General features: G+C 66.9%; 18 protein-coding genes and 2 tRNA genes. 11 read left to right on the top strand and 9 right to left on the bottom strand.

Annotated elements, in window-relative coordinates:
* Positions 1–20: 20 nt before the first annotated feature.
* The gene (locus GV161_RS23365; RefSeq protein WP_159650379.1) at positions 21–875 is read right to left on the bottom strand and encodes a helix-turn-helix domain-containing protein; all 855 of its coding nucleotides are present in this window, start codon (positions 873–875) and stop codon (positions 21–23) included.
* Between the two features lie 218 nt (positions 876–1,093).
* Here GV161_RS23365 and GV161_RS23360 point away from each other — a divergent pair, with 218 nt between their 5' ends.
* The 7 genes from GV161_RS23360 to GV161_RS23330 are packed head-to-tail and all read left to right on the top strand — an operon-like array spanning position 1,094 to position 7,527.
* The gene (locus tag GV161_RS23360) at positions 1,094–2,092 is read left to right on the top strand and encodes a 2-hydroxyacid dehydrogenase (protein WP_152014324.1); all 999 of its coding nucleotides are present in this window, start codon (positions 1,094–1,096) and stop codon (positions 2,090–2,092) included.
* Positions 2,089–2,817, top strand: a complete 729-nt coding sequence (locus tag GV161_RS23355; RefSeq protein ID WP_152014323.1) for an RraA family protein — start codon at positions 2,089–2,091, stop codon at positions 2,815–2,817. The genes GV161_RS23360 and GV161_RS23355 overlap by 4 nt, the downstream gene beginning before the upstream one ends.
* An 8-nt stretch (positions 2,818–2,825) precedes the next feature.
* Positions 2,826–3,722 (top strand): SMP-30/gluconolactonase/LRE family protein, encoded by an 897-nt coding sequence (locus tag GV161_RS23350; RefSeq protein WP_152014322.1) that lies wholly within the window; start codon positions 2,826–2,828, stop codon positions 3,720–3,722.
* A gap of 33 nt (positions 3,723–3,755) precedes the next feature.
* Positions 3,756–4,694 (top strand): tripartite tricarboxylate transporter substrate binding protein, encoded by a 939-nt coding sequence (locus tag GV161_RS23345; RefSeq protein WP_152014321.1) that lies wholly within the window; start codon positions 3,756–3,758, stop codon positions 4,692–4,694.
* Between the two features lie 49 nt (positions 4,695–4,743).
* On the top strand, positions 4,744–5,217 hold the full coding sequence (locus tag GV161_RS23340) for a tripartite tricarboxylate transporter TctB family protein (protein WP_152014320.1): 474 nt from the start codon (positions 4,744–4,746) through the stop codon (positions 5,215–5,217).
* 9 nt (positions 5,218–5,226) lie between these two features.
* Positions 5,227–6,726 (top strand): tripartite tricarboxylate transporter permease, encoded by a 1,500-nt coding sequence (locus tag GV161_RS23335; RefSeq protein ID WP_152014319.1) that lies wholly within the window; start codon positions 5,227–5,229, stop codon positions 6,724–6,726.
* 3 nt (positions 6,727–6,729) lie between these two features.
* Positions 6,730–7,527 (top strand): aldolase/citrate lyase family protein, encoded by a 798-nt coding sequence (locus tag GV161_RS23330; protein ID WP_152014318.1) that lies wholly within the window; start codon positions 6,730–6,732, stop codon positions 7,525–7,527.
* A gap of 12 nt (positions 7,528–7,539) precedes the next feature.
* Here the strand turns inward: GV161_RS23330 and GV161_RS23325 are convergent, their stop codons facing one another.
* Together GV161_RS23325 and GV161_RS23320 are read right to left on the bottom strand one after the other, a co-directional pair.
* Positions 7,540–8,487: a LysR family transcriptional regulator gene (locus GV161_RS23325; RefSeq protein ID WP_152014317.1), complete on the bottom strand. Its 948-nt coding sequence runs from the start codon at positions 8,485–8,487 to the stop codon at positions 7,540–7,542.
* Positions 8,488–8,559: 72 nt separating this feature from the next.
* Positions 8,560–9,363: a glucose 1-dehydrogenase gene (locus GV161_RS23320; protein ID WP_152014316.1), complete on the bottom strand. Its 804-nt coding sequence runs from the start codon at positions 9,361–9,363 to the stop codon at positions 8,560–8,562.
* Between the two features lie 272 nt (positions 9,364–9,635).
* Here GV161_RS23320 and GV161_RS23315 point away from each other — a divergent pair, with 272 nt between their 5' ends.
* From GV161_RS23315 to GV161_RS23305, 3 genes are read left to right on the top strand one after another with little or no spacing between them, the layout of a single operon-like run.
* Positions 9,636–10,685, top strand: coding sequence for an extracellular solute-binding protein (locus GV161_RS23315; protein WP_159650378.1), 1,050 nt, complete (start codon positions 9,636–9,638; stop codon positions 10,683–10,685).
* Positions 10,686–10,715: 30 nt separating this feature from the next.
* Complete coding sequence (locus GV161_RS23310; protein ID WP_152014314.1) at positions 10,716–12,464, top strand: iron ABC transporter permease; 1,749 nt, start codon at positions 10,716–10,718, stop codon at positions 12,462–12,464.
* 18 nt (positions 12,465–12,482) lie between these two features.
* A complete protein-coding gene (locus GV161_RS23305) occupies positions 12,483–13,601 on the top strand; it encodes an ABC transporter ATP-binding protein (RefSeq protein WP_152014313.1) in 1,119 nt (372 codons plus the stop codon).
* Positions 13,602–13,729: 128 nt separating this feature from the next.
* Here GV161_RS23305 and GV161_RS23300 read toward each other — a convergent pair.
* Positions 13,730–13,803 (bottom strand) — tRNA-Gly (locus tag GV161_RS23300).
* 92 nt (positions 13,804–13,895) lie between these two features.
* Positions 13,896–14,033 carry a hypothetical protein gene (locus GV161_RS23295; protein WP_159650377.1) on the bottom strand — a complete coding sequence of 46 codons (138 nt, stop codon included), beginning with the start codon at positions 14,031–14,033 and terminating at the stop codon, positions 13,896–13,898.
* Between the two features lie 171 nt (positions 14,034–14,204).
* On the opposite strand from GV161_RS23295, the gene GV161_RS31375 reads away from it, so the two are divergent.
* Entirely contained in the window at positions 14,205–14,327 is a 123-nt protein-coding gene (locus GV161_RS31375; RefSeq protein WP_280179042.1) for a hypothetical protein, read from the top strand.
* A gap of 76 nt (positions 14,328–14,403) precedes the next feature.
* Here the strand turns inward: GV161_RS31375 and GV161_RS23290 are convergent, their stop codons facing one another.
* The 4 genes from GV161_RS23290 to GV161_RS23275 form a co-directional block, all read right to left on the bottom strand.
* Positions 14,404–15,642 (bottom strand): MFS transporter, encoded by a 1,239-nt coding sequence (locus GV161_RS23290; RefSeq protein WP_159650376.1) that lies wholly within the window; start codon positions 15,640–15,642, stop codon positions 14,404–14,406.
* A gap of 159 nt (positions 15,643–15,801) precedes the next feature.
* A tRNA-Tyr gene (locus tag GV161_RS23285) sits at positions 15,802–15,886 on the bottom strand.
* Positions 15,887–16,036: 150 nt separating this feature from the next.
* The gene (locus tag GV161_RS23280) at positions 16,037–16,615 is read right to left on the bottom strand and encodes a YkgJ family cysteine cluster protein (protein ID WP_152014311.1); all 579 of its coding nucleotides are present in this window, start codon (positions 16,613–16,615) and stop codon (positions 16,037–16,039) included.
* Between the two features lie 44 nt (positions 16,616–16,659).
* On the bottom strand, positions 16,660–17,226 hold the full coding sequence (locus GV161_RS23275; RefSeq protein WP_152014310.1) for an AAA family ATPase: 567 nt from the start codon (positions 17,224–17,226) through the stop codon (positions 16,660–16,662).
* Positions 17,227–17,282 lie beyond the last annotated feature (56 nt).

Below are 17,282 nucleotides of genomic sequence, written 5' to 3'. Positions count from 1 at the left end.
GTAGCGCGGCGAAAGCGGCCTCAGGCGCGCAGCAAAGCGAGATAACGCTCCGCGATGCGCTGCCCGAGTTCGGCGAGTTCGGCGGCCGCGCGCGCTTCCGTTTCCGCGGAGAGCGCCGCGGTCGGTATCGTGCGGGCGAGACTGCCGACGACGCGCGAGCCGTCGGGCGGCAGGATCGGCACGGCGACACCGCTGAGATAGGGCGTGATCCGGCCATGGCTGGTGGCGTAGCCGGCGCGCCGGATCGTCGCCATGGCGCGGCGGAACTGGTCCCAGCTGTCGCCGAGGCCGGCCGCTGCGATCTCCGCGGGGCTGCGCAGATAGATCTCGCGGATGCGATGGGCCGAGAGATAGGGCAGCAACGCCAGCGAGGCCGCGCCCTGGAACAGCGGGAAAGGCAGGCCCCGCGCCCGGCGGATGATGACGCGCTTGCCGTCATGCTCCAGCGCGTCAGGCCCTTCCTTGAAGATGCAGAGCACCTTGTCGCCATAGAGGCTGTGCAGCAGCAGCGCGCTGTTGTCGCAAGGCTGTCCGTGCAGTACCTCCTGCCCGGCCCGGTAGAGTGGGTCGGTCAGCGCGACCAGGCGTTCCAGTTCGATGATGCGCGCGCCTAGGCCATAGCTGCCGTTCGAGGCCGGGCTGAGCAGGCCGACATCGCTCAATTCCTTCAGATAGCGATAAGCCGTCGACCGGCTGCAGCCGAGCTGGGCGATGATCTCCTCGACCGCCACCAGCGGCGTCGACAATGAGAACATGTCAAGCACGCTCAAGGCCCGGCCAAGGCTGCTCAGCAGCGACTCGCCCTCCTTCGCGGCGCCATCGCCGGGTTCGGCGGTGTCCTCGATCGTCTCGACCAGGAAGGCCTCGTTCGACACGTCCTGCCCCTTCACATCAAATCCCATAATACGAGATCACTTCTCTCTTTCGAGAGCTATCAGAGCTCCTTCGCTTTGCCAAGTGAAACGAAATCAGCGCCTTTTCCAAAGCGTTATGAGCGAAACTCACGCATATCTCAAAAAATCTCATAATACGGGATCATTGACGAAGCGCTTATTGTAGGACAGCATCCCGGCCAACAGAGAAGGATGGACGGGTGGAGATCGCCTTTCTGACGCCGGTGATGCCTGAGGTGCGTGCGGCCATCGCCGCCTGCGCCCATGCGGATCAGCGTCTGCGTTTCGCGGACAGCGAGGCGCGCCAGGAGCAGCTCGCACTGGTGCTGGCGGCCGAGGTGATCGTCTCGGCCGGCTCACCGGTCGATGCGGCGCTGATCGCCGGCGGCGAGAAGGTCCGGCTCATCCAGAAATGGGGCATCGGTGTCGACAAGATCGATCTCGACGCTGCGCGGGCGCGTGGCATCCCGGTCGCGATCACCGCCGGCGCCAGTGCCGCTCCGGTGGCAGAACATGCGCTCGCCTTGATGCTCGCGGTCTATCGGCGCCTGCCGCTCGCCGATCGCCAAATGCGGGCCGGCATCTGGCAGCCGGCGCAATTGCGCGTCGCCTGCCGGCAGATCACCGGCAGGACGATCGGGCTGCTCGGCTTCGGCAATATCGCGCGCATGCTGGCCCACCGGCTGCGCGGCTTCGATGTCGAGATCCTCTATCATGACGTCCGGCGCGCCGACGCCGTGACCGAGCGCGGCTTCGGCGCCCGCTATGTTCCCTTCGATGCCCTGCTCGAACGCAGCGACATCCTCAGCCTGCATCTGCCGCTGACCGCGGAGAGCCTCGAGATCATGAATGCGGCGGCATTCTCACGGATGCGCGAGGGCGCCGTTCTGATCAACACCGCCCGTGGCGGCCTGATCGACGAAGCAGCGCTACACGAGGCGCTGCTGAGCGGGCGGCTCGCCGGCGCCGGGCTCGACACCTTCGCGACCGAACCGGTCGCGGCCGATCATCCGCTGCTCGCGCTCGACCAGGTGGTGGTGACGCCCCACTCGGCCGGCAGCGTCTTCGACAACATCCCTAACATCGCCGGCCACGTCCTCGACAACATCGCTCGCTTTGCGCGCGGCGAGCCGCTTTCCCCGGCCGACATCGTCGTCCCGGCCGGGCCTCCTCCAGCATCCGCAGGCGCCTTTCCATGACCAAGCCCCTGACCGGCCGCGTGCCGCCCGAAGCCATTCGGCGGACTGAGCTGCCGCGCCTGTCGCCCGATCTGCTGCAGCGCTATGGCGCGCTCTCCGACCTGACCAGCGCGGTCTGCGACGCGATGGACAATCTCGGCCTGTTCGGCGCGGTCCCGGCCTCGACGCTGACGCCGACACTGATCACGGGCCGCGTCGTCGGTCAGGCCGTCACCGTGCGCAATGTCGAGCGTCCGCACAGCGCGACCAGGGCCGCGGCGAGCCGAGTCGGCAAGATGGGTGAGCACGAGGCCTACAACCAGGCCGAGCCCGGCGATGTCGTGGTGATCGAGGGCCTGACCGGGCTGTCGAACATGGGCGGGCAGTCGGCCGCCGTCGCCCATCGCGCCGGCTGCATCGGCGCCGTGATCGACGGCTCGTTCCGCGACCCCGATTCCTCGCGCGAGCGCAATTTCCCGATCTGGTCGCGCGGCGTCACGCCGATCACCGGCAAATGGCGGCTGGAGACGGTCGAGATCAACGGCCGCGTCCGCATCGCCGGCGTCTCGGTCGATGCCGGCGACCTGGTCGTCGCGGACGAGGCCGGCATCGTCTTCGTGCCCTTCGCCGAAGCCGAGGCCGTGCTGCGCGAGGCCGAGAAGATCGACGCCGGCGACAACCGGCAGAAGAGCGACATCGCCGCCGGCATCGACCTGAAGACGCTCGCCGCCACCAAGTACAAATGAGGCCGACCATGACCGTGGAAGACGATGTCGAGGTCCGTTGCGTCGTGCAGAGCGCCGACATCCTCGGCGAGACGCCGCGCTGGTGCGAGCGGACGAAGCGGCTGTGGTGGGTCGATGTGCGCCGGCCGGCGCTGCAATCCTACGACCCGGCCACTGGCAAACACGAGGCCCGCAGGCTGCAGGCCGACCTGATGATCGGCTCGATCGCGCCGCGCGAGGCCGGCGGCTTCGTCATGGGCACCAATAGCGGCATCTATGTCTACGACCCCGCGACGAGCGAGCCGCCCAGGCGGATCGCCGATCCGGTCGGCGACGTCCCCGGCATGCGGCTCAATGACGGGCGCTGCGATCCGCGCGGGCGCTTCTGGGTCGGCAGCATGCACGACCACAACCGTGTTCCGGTCGGCGTGCTCTACCGGCTCGACGCCGACCATGGCTGCCGGGCGATGCATGACGGCTTCGTGCTGCCGAACTCGATCGCCTGGAGCCCGGACGGTGGCACGATGTACTTCGCCGATACGCACAACCAGACGAGCTTCGCTTTCGACTACGACCTAGACGCAGGCACGATCAGCAACAGGCGCGTCTTCGCCGACTGGACGCACCAGCTCGGCCGGCCCGACGGCGCCACCGTCGACGCCGAGGGCTATCTCTGGACCTGCATGGTCGCGACCGGCCAGCTCGTGCGCCAGGCGCCGGACGGGAGCGTCGACCGGATCATCCAGCTGCCGGTGACCAACCCGACCTGCCCGGTCTTCGGCGGCAAGGATCTCGCCACGCTCTACATCACCAGCCACTCGCAGCGCCTGGCGCCGGAGACACTCGCAGTCGAGCCGCTCGCCGGCGCCCTGCTGGCGCTCGATGTCGGCGTGCGCGGCCTGCCCGAGCCGCGCTTCGCAGGCTGAAGCAACAATAAAGACAGTCTGGGAGGACGAAGCATGCATCGGATCATCAAGGCGGTCGCGCTCGTCGCGATCCTGGCGACGCCGGCCAAGGCGGCCGAGACCATCAAGCTGCTCGTTCCGTTCGCGGCCGGCGGGCCGACCGACCTGTTCGCGCGGATCATCGCCCCCGATCTCGGCAAGGAGCTCGGCGGCACGGTGATCGTCGAGAACCGCGGTGGGGCCGGCGGCACGATCGGCACGGCGGCGGCGACCCGCGAGAAGCCGGACGGGCGCACGCTCCTGTTGACGACCTCGGCGCTGGTGCTGAGCGCCGGCACGATGGCGAGCGTGCCTTACGATCCGCAGAAGGACATCGAGCCGGTCTATCTGCTCGGCGAGGTGCAGACGATGATCGCGGTGCGCCCCTCGCTCGGCGTCAACGATCTCAAGGGCCTGGTCGAGAAGGCGAAGGGGACGAAACTCAACTACGGCTCGACCGGCAGCGGCGGCACCATGCATCTCGGCGCCGAGATCTTCGCCAAATCGGCCAAGGTCGCGATGGAGCAGATCGCCTATCGCGGCGCGGCACCAGCGCTGACCGACCTGATCGCCGGCTCGGTCGACTTCGTCAACGCCGACGTGCCGATCCTGCGCCAATACGTCAAGGACGGCCGGCTCAAGGGCCTCGTCATCTTCGACACCAAACGCTCGACGCTGCTGCCCGAGATCCCGAACGCGGTAGAGGCCGGCATGCCGGATTTGATGCTGACCAACTGGTACGGCGTGCTGATGCCGAAGGGCGCTTCCCCGGCGCAGAAGCAGAAGATCGCCGATGCCATCGCCAAGGTGGTCAAGCAGCCGCAGATCGCGGCGAAGCTCGCCGATAACGGGCTGACCGATCCGCAGGATACTGCCGCCTTCAAGACGCGGCTCGACGCCGATTTCGCGCGCTGGCTGCCCTGGCTGAAGGCGAACGGCATCCGCGCCGAATGAGGCGCGACCTATCCCGGCGCCTGAGCTTTCGACATCGAGAACCCATGATATGAGCAGCAAAGCGCCCGGGCGTATCGCCGGCAGCAAGGACCTCTGGTCCGGCCTGATCTTCATCGCTTTCGGCGCCGGGGTGATCGCTCTCGCCCGCGGCTATGCGATGGGCCATGCCGGGCGCATGGGGCCGGGCTATTTCCCGACCGCGCTGGGCGGCGTGCTCGCATTCATCGGCCTCGTCCTGGTCGTGCAGGCATTCCTGTCGTCGGGCGAAGCGATGACGGGCTTCGCCTGGCGCAAGGCCGCGCTCGTCCTCGTCGCCAGCGGCCTGTTCGGCGTCACCGTCGAAGGGCTCGGCCTCGCGGCCTCGACCGTGCTGCTCGTGATGATCTCGGGTCTCGCCAGCGAGCAGTTCCGGCTCTGGCCCTTCCTTGCGCTGGCGATCGGCCTCTCCGCCTTCAGCGTGCTCACCTTCGTCACCCTGCTCGGGCTGCCGATCCCGGCTTTCGGCCCCTGGCTCGGCTTCTGAGGCGGCGCGATGGAGCTCTTCGACAATCTCGCGCTCGGCTTCTCGACCGCCTTCACCCTCACCAACCTGTTCTATTGCCTGATCGGCACGATCCTCGGCACTGCGGTCGGCGTGCTGCCGGGGCTCGGCCCGCTCGCGACCATCGCGATGCTGCTGCCGGCGACCTTCGCGCTGCCGCCGGTGACCTCGCTGATCATGCTGTCCGGCATCTATTACGGCGCCCAGTATGGCGGCTCGACCACGGCGATCCTGGTCAACCTGCCCGGAGAATCCTCCTCGATCGTCACGGCGCTCGACGGCTATGCGATGGCCCGCAATGGCGAGGCCGGCAAGGCGCTGGCGACCGCGGCGCTCGGCTCCTTCTTCGCCGGCTGCGTTGCGACGCTGCTATTGGCGCTGTTCGCCCCGCCGCTCGCCGTGGTGGCGCTGACCTTCGGGCCGGCCGAATACTTCTCGCTGATGGTGCTCGGCCTCGTCGCCTCGGTGGTGCTGGCCAATGGCTCGGTGCTGAAGGCGGTCGGCATGATCCTGCTCGGCCTGCTGCTCGGGCTGATCGGCCTCGACGTCAATTCCGGCATCCCGCGCTTCACCTTCGGCATGCCCCAGCTCTATGATGGGGTGAATTTCGTCGTGGTGGCCATGGGCGTGTTCGGGCTCGGCGAGATCATCCACAATCTCGAACAGGGCGAGGCGCGCTCGATCATCTCGCGCAAGATCGGCGGGCTAATGCCGACGCGGGCCGATTTGAAACGCATCGTCGCGCCGGTGCTGCGCGGCACCGTCGTGGGCTCGGCTCTCGGCATCCTGCCGGGCGGCGGCGCCATGCTCGCCTCCTTCGCCGCCTATGCGCTGGAGAAGAAGGTCTCGCCCAACCGCGCGCAGTTCGGCAAGGGCGCGATCGAGGGCGTGGCAGCGCCGGAAGCAGCCAACAATGCCGGCGCCCAGACCTCCTTCGTGCCGATGCTGACGCTCGGCATCCCCTCGAACCCGGTGATGGCGCTGATGGTCGGCGCCATGGTGATCCAGGGCATCCAGCCTGGTCCGGCCGTGCTGACCGAGCAGCCCGCCCTGTTCTGGGGCATCGTCGCCTCGATGTGGATCGGCAACGTCTTCCTGGTCCTGCTCAACCTGCCGCTGATCGGCCTATGGGCGCGCATGATCATGGTGCCCTATCACTACCTTTTCCCGACCATCCTGGTGTTCTGTGCCATCGGCGTGTTCAGCCTGAGCAACAGCAGCTTCGACATCGTGCTGATGGTCGGTTTCGGCCTGTTCGGCTATCTCTGCGCCAAGCTCGGCATGGAACCGGCGCCGATGCTGCTCGGCTTCATCATCGGCCCGATGATGGAGGAGTACCTGCGGCGGGCCCTGCTGCTCTCGCGCAGCGATCCGATGGTCTTCCTGCAGCGGCCTATCAGCGCGGCCATGCTGGCGCTCGCCGCCCTCCTCCTGGTGCTCGTGCTGCTGCCCTCGCTGCAGAAGAAGCGCGCCGAAGCCTTCCAGGAGTGAGCCATGGATCTCACCGACCTGCCGCGCAATCGCGTCAAGGAGCGGCTGGCGCGCGACGAGATCGCGGCGACCATGGCGGTGCGGCTGGTCCGCGGCGTCGAGATCGCGCGCATCGCCGCCACCGCCGGGCTCGACTCGATCTATGTCGATCTCCAGCATGCGATGTTCGGCGCCGAGACGACCGGGCAGATCTGCCTCGCCGCGCTCGACATCGGCATCACGCCGCTGGTGCGGCTGCCGGCGAACCAGCCCGAGCACATCGCCCGCGCCTTCGAAGGCGGCGCGATGGGCATCATCGCCCCGCATGTCCGCTCGGCTGAGGAGGCGCGGGCGATCGTCGATGCCGCCAAGTTCGCGCCGCTGGGCTCGCGCGGTGTCGCCAGCCTGTCGCCGCTGACCCGCTTCCGCAGCTATCCCAACGCCGAGGCGATGGCCTTCATCAACGCCCTGACGATGGTGATCGTGATGATCGAGTCCGGCGATGGTGTCGCTGAGGTCGAGGAGATCGTCGCGGTCGCGGGCGTCGACGTCGCCTTCATCGGCGCGGTCGATCTCGCCGCCGATCTCGGCATCCCCGGCGAGTTCGACCATCCGCGGCTGCATGCGGCGATCTCGGCTGTCATCGCGGCCTGCCGGCGCGCCGGCAAGCATGCCGGGCTCGGCGGGCTGGCGGCGCGGCCCGACCTGATGAAGACCTATGCCGCAATGGGCGCCCGCTTCATCTCGACCGGAGCCGACCTGAATTTCCTGCTCGGCGCCGCCCAGCAGCGGGCGCGGGGCGCGCACAGCCTGCTGGACTAGCCGGGCTCCGGCTCACTCCTTGATCGCGTCCGGAAGCTGCTGCCAGATGCGCTTGGAGCGCAGCTCAGCCACGATCGTCTCGATCAGGTCCTTGATCGCCACCAGCGACAGCCGCCGCTGCTGGTCGTTGCGCATGGCGATGCCGAGCGGCCAGGGCACGTCGGGATTGCGGATCGCCGCGACGTCGAAATGGCCCTGCTCAAGCTCGCCGACCACGGAGCCGAAGGTCACCATGGTGTAGCCGGCGCCGGCCCGCAGCAGCGATTTCGTCAGCCAGAAACCGTTGCAGATCAGTTCGACGTTCAGCCTTACGTCGCGCAGTTGCGCGATATGGTCGATCCGCAGGCGCAGCAGATTGGGTGCTTCCGGCAGGATCAGCGGAAAGGCCGCCGCTTCCTCGAAATTATAGGTCGGCTTCGCCAGCGAGCCAGCCCGTCCGACGAGGCAGAGATAGTCGACCAGCAGATCGTAAACGACGATGTCCGGATGCGGCTCCGGCGCATGCACGATCGCGATGTTGATCTCCTGATTGACCAGCATCCGATGCAACGCGCCGCTATAGCCCTCGACGATGCGGAAGCGGACTTCCGGATAGAGCCGGCGGGCTTCCTCGATCAGGCGCGGGACGATGTATTCGCCCGGCGTCGGCATGACGCCGATCGCGACGACGCCACGCGGCGTCTCGCCCGAGATCGTGGTGTGATCGCGCAGTTGCTCGATTTGGCGGAACAGGGTGTAGGCGTTGCCGAGCAGGCTCTCGCCGGCCTCCGTCAGGTCGACGCCGCGGGTGTGGCGGGCGAAGAGCTGGACACCAAGATCCTGCTCCAAGGCCTTGATCTTGCGACTGATCGCCGGCTGCGCGATCCGCAAGCGGGCCGAGGCCCGCGAGAAGCTGCGCTCCTCCGCGACGACCGAGAAATAATGGAGGCCGGTGATATCGAAATGAGAATAGGATCTCACCCTCGCCTCCGCCGGCCCGTCAGGTCGTCCACCGTCAACCCATAGATGACCGGCAACGCTGCAGCCAGCGTTCTACTGCGCGGTGAGCCCGCCATCGACGACGAGGCTCGAGCCGGTGATGAAGCCGGCATCGTCCGAAGCCAGGAAGATGATCGCCTTGGCGACGTCCTCGACCGTGCCGAAGCGACCGATCGGGTGGTTCGCCAGGGCGATCGAGCGGGCTTCGTCGAGGTCTCCCGATTGCAGCTTCTTGGCGCGGGCGACGAAGGTCTGCTTGCCCTGCGCCGTCTCGATCACGCCGGGATGCACCGCATTGACGCGGATGCGGTAGCCCTGCCGCCCGAACGACAAGGCCGTCGCCTTGGTGAACAGGGTGATGCCGCCCTTGGTCATCGAATAGAGCGGATCGAGCGGCGAGCCAACAAGGCCGGAAACAGAGGAGAGGTTGACGATCGCGCTGCCTTCCGGGCTGGTTCGCCCGCGCTCGCGCAGCGCCGGCAAGGCGATCTTGGTGCCGAGGAAGGTGCCGGTCTGGTTGACCGAGGACATCTTCTGCCAATCCTCGAGCCGGGCCTCCTCGACATCCTTGCCGAACAGGATGCCGGCATTGTTGACGAGGATGTCGAGCCCGCCAAAGCGCTTGCTCGTCGTGGCGACCGCCTGCTCCCAATCGGCCTGGCGGCTGACGTCGAGATGGACGAACGTGGCCTCGCCTCCCTCTGCGCGGATAGCCTCGGCGACCGCCTCGCCTTCCTCGTCGAGGATATCGCCGAGGACGACTTTGGCGCCCGCGCGTGCCATCATCGCCGCCGTCCCGGCGCCGATGCCGATCGCGCCGCCGGAGATGAAGGCGATCTTGCCGTCCAGCCGGTTCATGGTGGTTTCCTCACTGCGCCGCCGGCATCAGTCGCAGCGGCTTCACGCTGATCTAGGAAGCTCCGCCGCTATAGATCAAAGGCTAAACTTTGATGGGGGCGATGCCGATCCGGCATAAGCTCAGCCCGCACAAGGCGGTGACGCGATGCTGAACCGGCATGGCGACAATCGAAATATGGTCTTGGATACCAAACCACGAACCATCCCAAGATGAGCTGAAGCCGAGGCCAAGCATCGACCTCAGAATGCCCGGCTCATCTGGGAGGAAAATCATGCTTGCAGCATCGTCGCTGATGCGCCGGCTCGGTCTGGCTGCTGTTCTCCTGCCTCTGGCGGGAAGCCTGCCTGTCTCGGCACAGAGCGAAAAGGAGCTCTACGAGGCCGCCAAGAAGGAAGGCTCGATCAACTGGTACACCGGTTTCGTCCAGAACCAGCTGGTGCGCCCGGTCGTCGCCAATTTCGAGGCAAAATATCCCGGCCTGCGCATCAACGTCACCGGCGGCCGTGACATCGACATCATGATCAAGATCCTGGCCGAGGCGAAGGCAGGCAGTCTCCAGGCCGATCTGGTCGAGGGCCCCTCGGTGGTGAAGCCGCTGCGGGAAGCCGGCCTGATCCAGCCCTATGTTCCCGAGGCCGCCGCCAAGCTCGCGCCGAACCACAAGGACGCCAAGGGCGACTGGAACGCGGTGCTGGTGCACTACCTCGTTCCCGCCGTGAACACCGAGCTGGTGAAGCCCGCCGACGAGCCGAAATCGCTCGACGACCTGCTCGACCCGAAATGGAAGGGAAAGATCGCCTGGACCGGCGAGATGACCATCGCCGGACCACCCGGCTTCATCGGCTCCGTGCTCAACGCCTATGGCGAAGAGAAGGGCATGGCCTATCTGGAGAAGCTCGGCGCACAGAAGGTCGCGACCATTCCCTCCAATCCCCGCGTCGTGCTCGACCAGGTGATCGCCGGCCAGTATGCGATCGGCCTCGTCACCTATAACCACCATTCCGCCATCAGCATCGCCAAGGGCGCGCCGGTGAAATGGCTGCCGGTCAATCCGGCGATCGGCGCGATGGCGCGCGAGGTGTTGCTGAAGGGCGGACCGCACCCGAACGGCGCCAAGCTCCTGATCAACTACCTGCTCTCGCCCGAGGGCCAGAAGGTCATCCAGGAGGCCGGCTATATCCCGTCCAACCCGGCGGTCGACGCCAAGGACCCTTCGCTGAAGCCGGAAGTCACGGGCTTCAAGGTGTTCTCGCCGCCGCCGGCCGATGAGGATCGCGATATCGATAAGTGGATCGCGATCTACAAGAAGCTGTTCCAGTAACCTGCACTCGGGCGGTCCGGAACATCGACGATGACGAATTCCTCTCTGCCCGCTTCAGCGCCCCTGCAGCGCCGCGCGTTCTGGAGGCGTCCGCAAGGGAGCCTCTTCACCTGGCTGGCGCCGGCCAGCGTCGGCCTCGTGCTGGCGCTGCTGGTCCTCCCGCCGATCGCGGTCCTGATCAAGACCAGCCTGACGGAGGCGCAGACCGGCGCCTATACCATCGCGCATTTCCGCGACCTGTTCGCCGATCCGCAGTTCTACACCGCGACCTGGAACTCGCTGCTGTTCTCCGGGCTGTCGACGGCGCTGTCGATCCTGTTCGGCACCACGGTCGCCTGGGTGGTGGTGCGCACCAATGCACCCTGGCGCGGCCTCGCCTATGTCACGGCCGCGGTCTCGCTCGGCACGCCCTACATCCTGCACGTGATGGCCTGGCTGTTCTTCTTGGGACGGTCGGGACCGGTCAACGAGCTCTACCGGGCCTTCGCCAGCACCGGCGACAACCTGTTCGACGTCTTCTCGATGAGCGGCATGGTGCTCATCCAGGGCATGCTGTGGTCGCCGCTGGTCTTTCTCCTGCTTGCCGCGACCTTCGAGCGCTCCAACGCCGAATGGGAGGAAGCAGCGCGGATGTGCGGCGCCTCGATCGCCCGCACCATGTGGTCGATCTCGTTCCGGCAAGCCTGGCCGGCGATCACCGGCATGGCACTGTTCGTCTTCATCCGGAACCTCGAATCCTTCGACGTGCCGGTGCTGGTCGGTGGGCCCGGGCGGGTCTACCTGCTCACCACCGACATCTATCTCAGCACCACCGAGATGCCGCCAAAGATGGGCCGAGCCAGCGCCTTTTCGGTGATTCTGATCGCCGTCCTCTCGGCGGCGCTGTTTTGCTACAACCGCTACTCCGCCAATGCGGACCGCTATGCCAGCGTGACCGGCAAGGGCTATCGCCCCCGCCCCTTCGATCTCGGCCGCCATAAATGGCTGGGCACGGCGGTCGTCGTCCTGAACTTCCTGTTCGTGCTGGGGCTGCCGCTCCTCGTCTCGCTCTGGCTGTCGCTGATGCCCTTCGCCCGGCCTTTCGCGCTGGCGGCACTGCCCTTCGCGACGCTGGAGAACTTCCAGCAAGTCCTGGCCGACCGGCATCTGATCGGGCTCGGCATCAACACGCTGGTCGTCGCGGCGGAGGCGGCGACCATCGCCATGCTGATCGCGGCGGTGGCGGGCTGGCTCGTGGTGCGGCACCAGGCCGGGGCGCGCCTGATCGAAGTGCTCTCGAGCATCCCGATCGTCTTCCCCGGCATCGTCGTCGGCGTCGCGCTGATCCTGATCGCGCTCAACCTGCCGATCCCGCTCTACGGCTCGCTGACGCTGATCATGCTCGCCTTCCTGATCCGCTTCCTGCCCTATGCGATGCGCTACGCCCATACCGGCGTACTGCAGATCCATCGCGAGCTCGAAGAAGCGGCAGGAGCCTCGGGCGCCGGCCCGTTCACCGTCTTCCGCAGGATCGTCGTGCCGCTGCTGGTGCCGGCGCTGGTCTCGGGCTGGGTCTTCATCTTCCTGCTCGGCGCCAACGAACTTTCGATGTCGATCCTGCTCGCCGGCGCCAATTCGCAGGTCATGCCGGTCGCGATCTATGACCGCTGGAGCAGTGGCCAGAATGTCGAGGTCTTCGCGCTCGGCCTGGTCTGGACCGCCTTCATGAGCGTGCTGATGCTGGTGCTCTATCTGACCGGCCGCCGCTTCCTCGCCGCGCTGCGGCCCGCCAATCTCTGAGCCCTCTCTGGTGCAATCATGGTGCTTGTCGTTTCCGATCTCGTCAAACTGTTCGGCGCCAATGCGGCGAGCAGCGCCGGCCTCCACCCGCTCAGCTTCTCGCTGAAGGACGGCACCTTCTTCACGCTGCTCGGGCCGAGCGGCTGCGGCAAGACCACGACCTTGCGCTGCATCGCCGGGCTGGAGCGGCCGGATCGCGGCAGCATCCGCCTCGGCGACACCGTGCTGTTCGACGGCAAGGACGGGGTCGAGGTGCCGCTCAATCAGCGCGGCATCGGCATGGTGTTCCAGTCCTATGCGATCTGGCCGCATATGAGCGTGTTCGACAATGTCGCCTTCCCACTGCGTGTCACGCGCGGGACCAAGCTCAGCCGCAGCGAGATCGAGATCCTGGTCGAGGATGCCCTGCGCCGCGTCGACCTTGCCGGCTTCGGGCCGCGCTCGCCGACGCAGCTCTCCGGCGGCCAGCAACAACGCGTCGCGCTTGCCCGCGCCATCGTCAGGCGGCCGAGGCTGCTGCTGCTCGACGAGCCGCTCAGCAACCTCGACGCACGCCTGCGCGACGAGATGCGGGCCGAGCTCAAGCGCCTGCAGCGCGAGCTCGGCATCACCACCGTCTATGTCACGCACGATCAATCCGAAGCGCTGGAATTGTCGGACCTGATCGCCGTGCTCGACAAGGGCCGGCTGCGCCAGCTCGGCAGTCCGCGCGAGATCTTCTTCGACCCGGCCGACAGCTTCGTCGCCAATTTCATGGGCTCGCCCAACCTGCTGGCGGGCCGCACGCTTGCGGATGTCGCAGCCGGCGGCATGGGCAAGGTCGAACTGGCGAACGGGCGGACACTGGTCTGCCGCTTCCCCCGTACGCTGGCCGCCGGCGCCAACGCGATCGTGTCGCTGCGGCCGGAAGCGATCAGCGTCACCACGCCGGAGACGCCGCTCGCCTCGGACGGGCAGACCAACCGGCTCGACGGCAGGCTGATCTCGCTCGACTTCCAGGGCTATGGCAGCCGCTGCCTCGTCGATATCGACGGCCACGCATTGCAGGCCAACATCGATTCACGGGCAGGCGTCGAGGCGAACGCAGCCGTAGCGCTGAGTTTTCCCGCGAATGAGGCACTCGCCCTCGCCCAATGACGAGCGGCGCAACCGAAAAAGATCGGCTGCCCGGGCCACCACCATGCTTGGCTCGCCCTACGCACTGGCGCAATGCCCGGTGCGATCAACGCGGCGTCGGCCATGGCCTATGCTGGTCATGAAGAGATTGGAGCGGGTGGAGGGAATCGAACCCTCGTATTCAGCTTGGAAGGCTGCTGCTCTACCATTGAGCTACACCCGCGTCGGCCGCCAAATTCCGCATCAGGCCGGTAGGTGTCAACCCATCCCGGCGAAGAAGATGGCTTCATCCACCTGAGGCGTGCGGGCGCAAGCTCACATATCGCTCAAGGCACGCTGGCCGAGCCAGATCGCCGCGCCGGTGAACAGGCCGAGCGCCGCCCCGCCGACGAGCGTGCCGAAGGCCAGCGCGCCGGCAGCAGCCACTGCCGTGCTGAAAAGCGTAATCCCCATCATCCGTCTCCCGGCGGCAAATCTAACGACGCCGCGCCCCACGGCAGCCCCCATTTGGGGGAGGAAGAGCAGATTTCGAGTCCCAATAAACTAAAAGTGAGCGTCGAATCCCCCCAAATGGGGGGCGATCGAGCACCTCGCGGCTGATACCGATAGGCTGGGGGAAATCACATGTCCGAACTCGGCGAGCTCTATTGCCCGTTCAGAGCCGAGATCATCTCGGCGATTCCGCTGCGATTGGCGATGCTGATCCACGGCATGGGCATGCTGGCCCTGCTATTTCTCGAGTTCTGATCAGCTCTGCTGGGTCGCCGCGCGTTCGCCGACACCGCACCGGCAACATGAGGGCCGGCGCCGCCCTGCCGCAACTTCAGCGTTTTGCCATCTCGATATCGGGGATCGTCGGTCCGCTGGCGCCACGCTCGCCTTCGACGATGGGCGGCGATGGATTCCGCGAGATCCGCAGCGCGATATAGATCGCGACCGCGACCGAAAGCGCGACGAGATAGATCAGCATGCCCTGCGGCCCTCTGAGCTGCATCAGCAAGGTCGCAGCCAGCGGCCCGATCGCCGAGCCAGTGCCCCAGAGGAAGAGAAGCTGGGCCGAAAGCCCGACGGCCTGGTCGCGCCCCATGCGGAAATAGGCATGCGTGACCGCGACCGTATAGAGCGGGATGCTGCAGCCGCCGATCAGGGCGAACAGACCGAAGAGCCAGATGCGGCCATGGGCAGCGTCGACCTCAAGCAGCGTCGCGAGTCCGGCCGCAGCCACCGCGACGAGGCTGGTGGCGACCAGCATGATCAGGCGGCTGGCGACCCGGTCCGCCAGCAGGCTCATCGGCCACTGCAGCAGGAGAGCGCCGATCTGGATGCCGGCGGTGAGCAGGATGGTGGCCCGCAGGTCGAGGCCGGAGAGAATGCCATAGGCGGGCGCGACGCTGGTCAAAGGGCCGCCGACCATGCCGACATAGAGGCAGCCGACCACCGCGGCCGGCGCCTGCTGCCACAGCGTCCGCAGGCCGACCGAGACGATCTCGCTCGATTCGGGGCCCCTCGCCCGCGTCAGGGCCACCGGGATCAGCGCGATCGAGAAGGCCATGCTGGCGAACAGGAAGACGTCCTGCGACTGGATCGCGACATAGCCGATGCCGATCTGCGAGCCGATCAGCGCGACGCGGTTGAGGATCTGATAGATGCCGAATATCCGGCCGCGCTGCGACCGGTTGGCCTGCCCGCTGATCCAGCTCTCGATGCAGATGCCGTGGCCGGCCGCCGCCAGGCCCATGACCAGTCGCGAGATCCCCCACCAGGCTTCCGGCAGCAGCGGGAGCGTCAGTGTCGAGACCGCCTGGAAGGCGGCGAACACGGCAAAGCCGCGGATATGGCCGACGCGGCGGACGAGCGAGGGATTGACAAAGCAGCCGATCAGGAACCCAAGCGAATAGGCCGAGGCGACGAGGCCGATCAGCAGCGGCGGCTGGTTCGCGATCGCCATCTGCAGCGGCACGACCGTGTTCACGATCGTCCCGGCGACCTGCAGGATCAATGCGCCTGCCACGATGGCGCCGAGCGCGGCGACAGAACCGCCCCCTTGGGTCTTTGCTGTCACTGCACCGTCATACCCGAATAGCCGATCAGGCGAGGCTATCAGCTCGCCCGGATTCGGGGAAGGCAGAGTATTCGCCACTCTCGCCGTGCGGGGTCGCCACGGCGACGCTGCGGGCAGAGAGCTGAAAAATGGAAGGAAGACAGCCCTCAGGGGGCAAGGTGGTGGGGGAAGCAGGACTCGAACCTGCGAAGGCATAGCCAGCGGATTTACAGTCCGCCCCCTTTGCCGCTCGGGACATTCCCCCGCCTTGCCGCAGGCCAACCCGAGAGCTGGCCGCAACCGCCTGTTTCACTTTTGTGAAGGGCGGCAGGCGCGGGCGGACTTATGAGGAGAGGGCCGCCGCCTGTCAACGCCTAAAAGGCATCTGACGACAGGCAATCGTTGCAAGCGCCTTCTAGCCCTGCGGCCAAGCGCTGCGGTGACGCCTGCGCCAGGCGAGCGCAGCCGGGACGAAGGCCTGGAACGGCGTTTTTTCCGGCCGCTCGATCGCGTCGGCGAGATCGGGCGGGGGGTGAATCAGGCTGCGCACGCCATGGCGATGCACCCAGACCGGCAGTTCCCCCTGCCGGGCGAACATGGCGACGACCTGCCTGACCAACCCGCTGCGCAGCGCCCGCGAACTGCCGACGGGCCGTGCCACCACGCAAAAGCGCGCGAACGGGTTCGGATGATCCTCCTCGCCCTCCAGGCAGAAGATCACGCCGCAACGATCAGGTCGCGCCTCGTCCGGCATGGCGTCGATGCGCCGCCACAGGCAGAACCAGCGTCGGCAGATCTCCGGCCGCGTCGCATGGATGCCGCAGCCGTTGCCTGTGTTGTGGCGGCACATGATGCCGGCCGGCTTGCCGACCTCGGGATCGACGATGCGCAGCACCTCGCAGCAGGCGACGCAGTCGCCGCAATCGCGTCCAGGCACGAGATGGTTGAGCGTCCGGCCGGAGCGCATCGTGCCAGCCTGCGAGCTTTCCACCATGACGCGCCTCCCGGGCAGCGACGAACGGCCGAATCTAGCGCGGATCATGACCTGCCGGAAGCGAGACCTCGGACGCACTCCAGCACGAATGCGACGCGCGTCTCGACATCGGCGCGCGGCAGTTCGACCAGCTCGTAGCCATGGTCGCGATAGGCCGCCGTGACCGCCTCATGAGTGCCCTCGGCCTCGGCAAAATCCTGCTTGCGCTCGGCATCCTGTGCGTAGATCTCGCGCCAGGGCGGTGCGACGAAGACGGTGCGGGCATAGCGGACGGCACGGGCCGCGCGGTCGATGTGCTCCGGCACCGGCAACCCGCACAGCCGCAGATAGCCAATGCTGTCGGGCACGCCGCGATCGAAGAAGACCGGAGCCGTGCCCGCCTGCGCTTCGGCATGGGAGCGCAGGTCGAAATTCAGCATCAGCTCGGCGAACAAGGCCCGGTCTCGGCAGGGCAACGCCGGGCCATCGATGGCGAGCTGGTCGCGGATGATCGCTCGCCCGGCTTCGGGGGCGGTCACATGGCCTGCCGCAGCCAGCGCCGCCAGCAAAGTGGTCTTGCCGGCGCCCGGCCCGCCGGTCAGCACGAACAGGCGCTGTTCTATCTTCGTCATCTGCGTTTTCTCCTTGCGATGAATTGGATGAAGGTGCTGCTCACCAGCCTTCGGGC

It is taken from the genome of Bosea sp. 29B, from assembly GCF_902506165.1.
In the GTDB taxonomy this organism is placed as follows: Bacteria; Pseudomonadota; Alphaproteobacteria; order Rhizobiales; family Beijerinckiaceae; genus Allobosea.
Note: the sequence above shows the minus strand (reverse complement) of the source record. Positions and strands in the feature narration are given on the sequence as shown.

Bases quoted from the DNA above. Each gene is read 5' to 3' on its own strand.
- GV161_RS23355 (WP_152014323.1), top strand. From the start codon at position 2,089: ATGACCAAGCCCCTGACCGGCCGCGTGCCGCCCGAAGCCATTCGGCGG.
- GV161_RS23350 (WP_152014322.1), top strand. From the start codon at position 2,826: ATGACCGTGGAAGACGATGTCGAGGTCCGTTGCGTCGTGCAGAGCGCC.
- GV161_RS23345 (WP_152014321.1), top strand. From the start codon at position 3,756: ATGCATCGGATCATCAAGGCGGTCGCGCTCGTCGCGATCCTGGCGACG.
- GV161_RS23340 (WP_152014320.1), top strand. From the start codon at position 4,744: ATGAGCAGCAAAGCGCCCGGGCGTATCGCCGGCAGCAAGGACCTCTGG.
- GV161_RS23335 (WP_152014319.1), top strand. From the start codon at position 5,227: ATGGAGCTCTTCGACAATCTCGCGCTCGGCTTCTCGACCGCCTTCACC.
- GV161_RS23330 (WP_152014318.1), top strand. From the start codon at position 6,730: ATGGATCTCACCGACCTGCCGCGCAATCGCGTCAAGGAGCGGCTGGCG.
- GV161_RS23320 (WP_152014316.1), bottom strand. From the start codon at position 9,363: ATGAACCGGCTGGACGGCAAGATCGCCTTCATCTCCGGCGGCGCGATC.
- GV161_RS23315 (WP_159650378.1), top strand. From the start codon at position 9,636: ATGCTTGCAGCATCGTCGCTGATGCGCCGGCTCGGTCTGGCTGCTGTT.
- GV161_RS23310 (WP_152014314.1), top strand. From the start codon at position 10,716: ATGACGAATTCCTCTCTGCCCGCTTCAGCGCCCCTGCAGCGCCGCGCG.
- GV161_RS23305 (WP_152014313.1), top strand. From the start codon at position 12,483: ATGGTGCTTGTCGTTTCCGATCTCGTCAAACTGTTCGGCGCCAATGCG.
- GV161_RS23295 (WP_159650377.1), bottom strand. From the start codon at position 14,033: ATGGGGATTACGCTTTTCAGCACGGCAGTGGCTGCTGCCGGCGCGCTG.
- GV161_RS31375 (WP_280179042.1), top strand. From the start codon at position 14,205: ATGTCCGAACTCGGCGAGCTCTATTGCCCGTTCAGAGCCGAGATCATC.
- GV161_RS23280 (WP_152014311.1), bottom strand. From the start codon at position 16,615: ATGGTGGAAAGCTCGCAGGCTGGCACGATGCGCTCCGGCCGGACGCTC.
- GV161_RS23275 (WP_152014310.1), bottom strand. From the start codon at position 17,226: ATGACGAAGATAGAACAGCGCCTGTTCGTGCTGACCGGCGGGCCGGGC.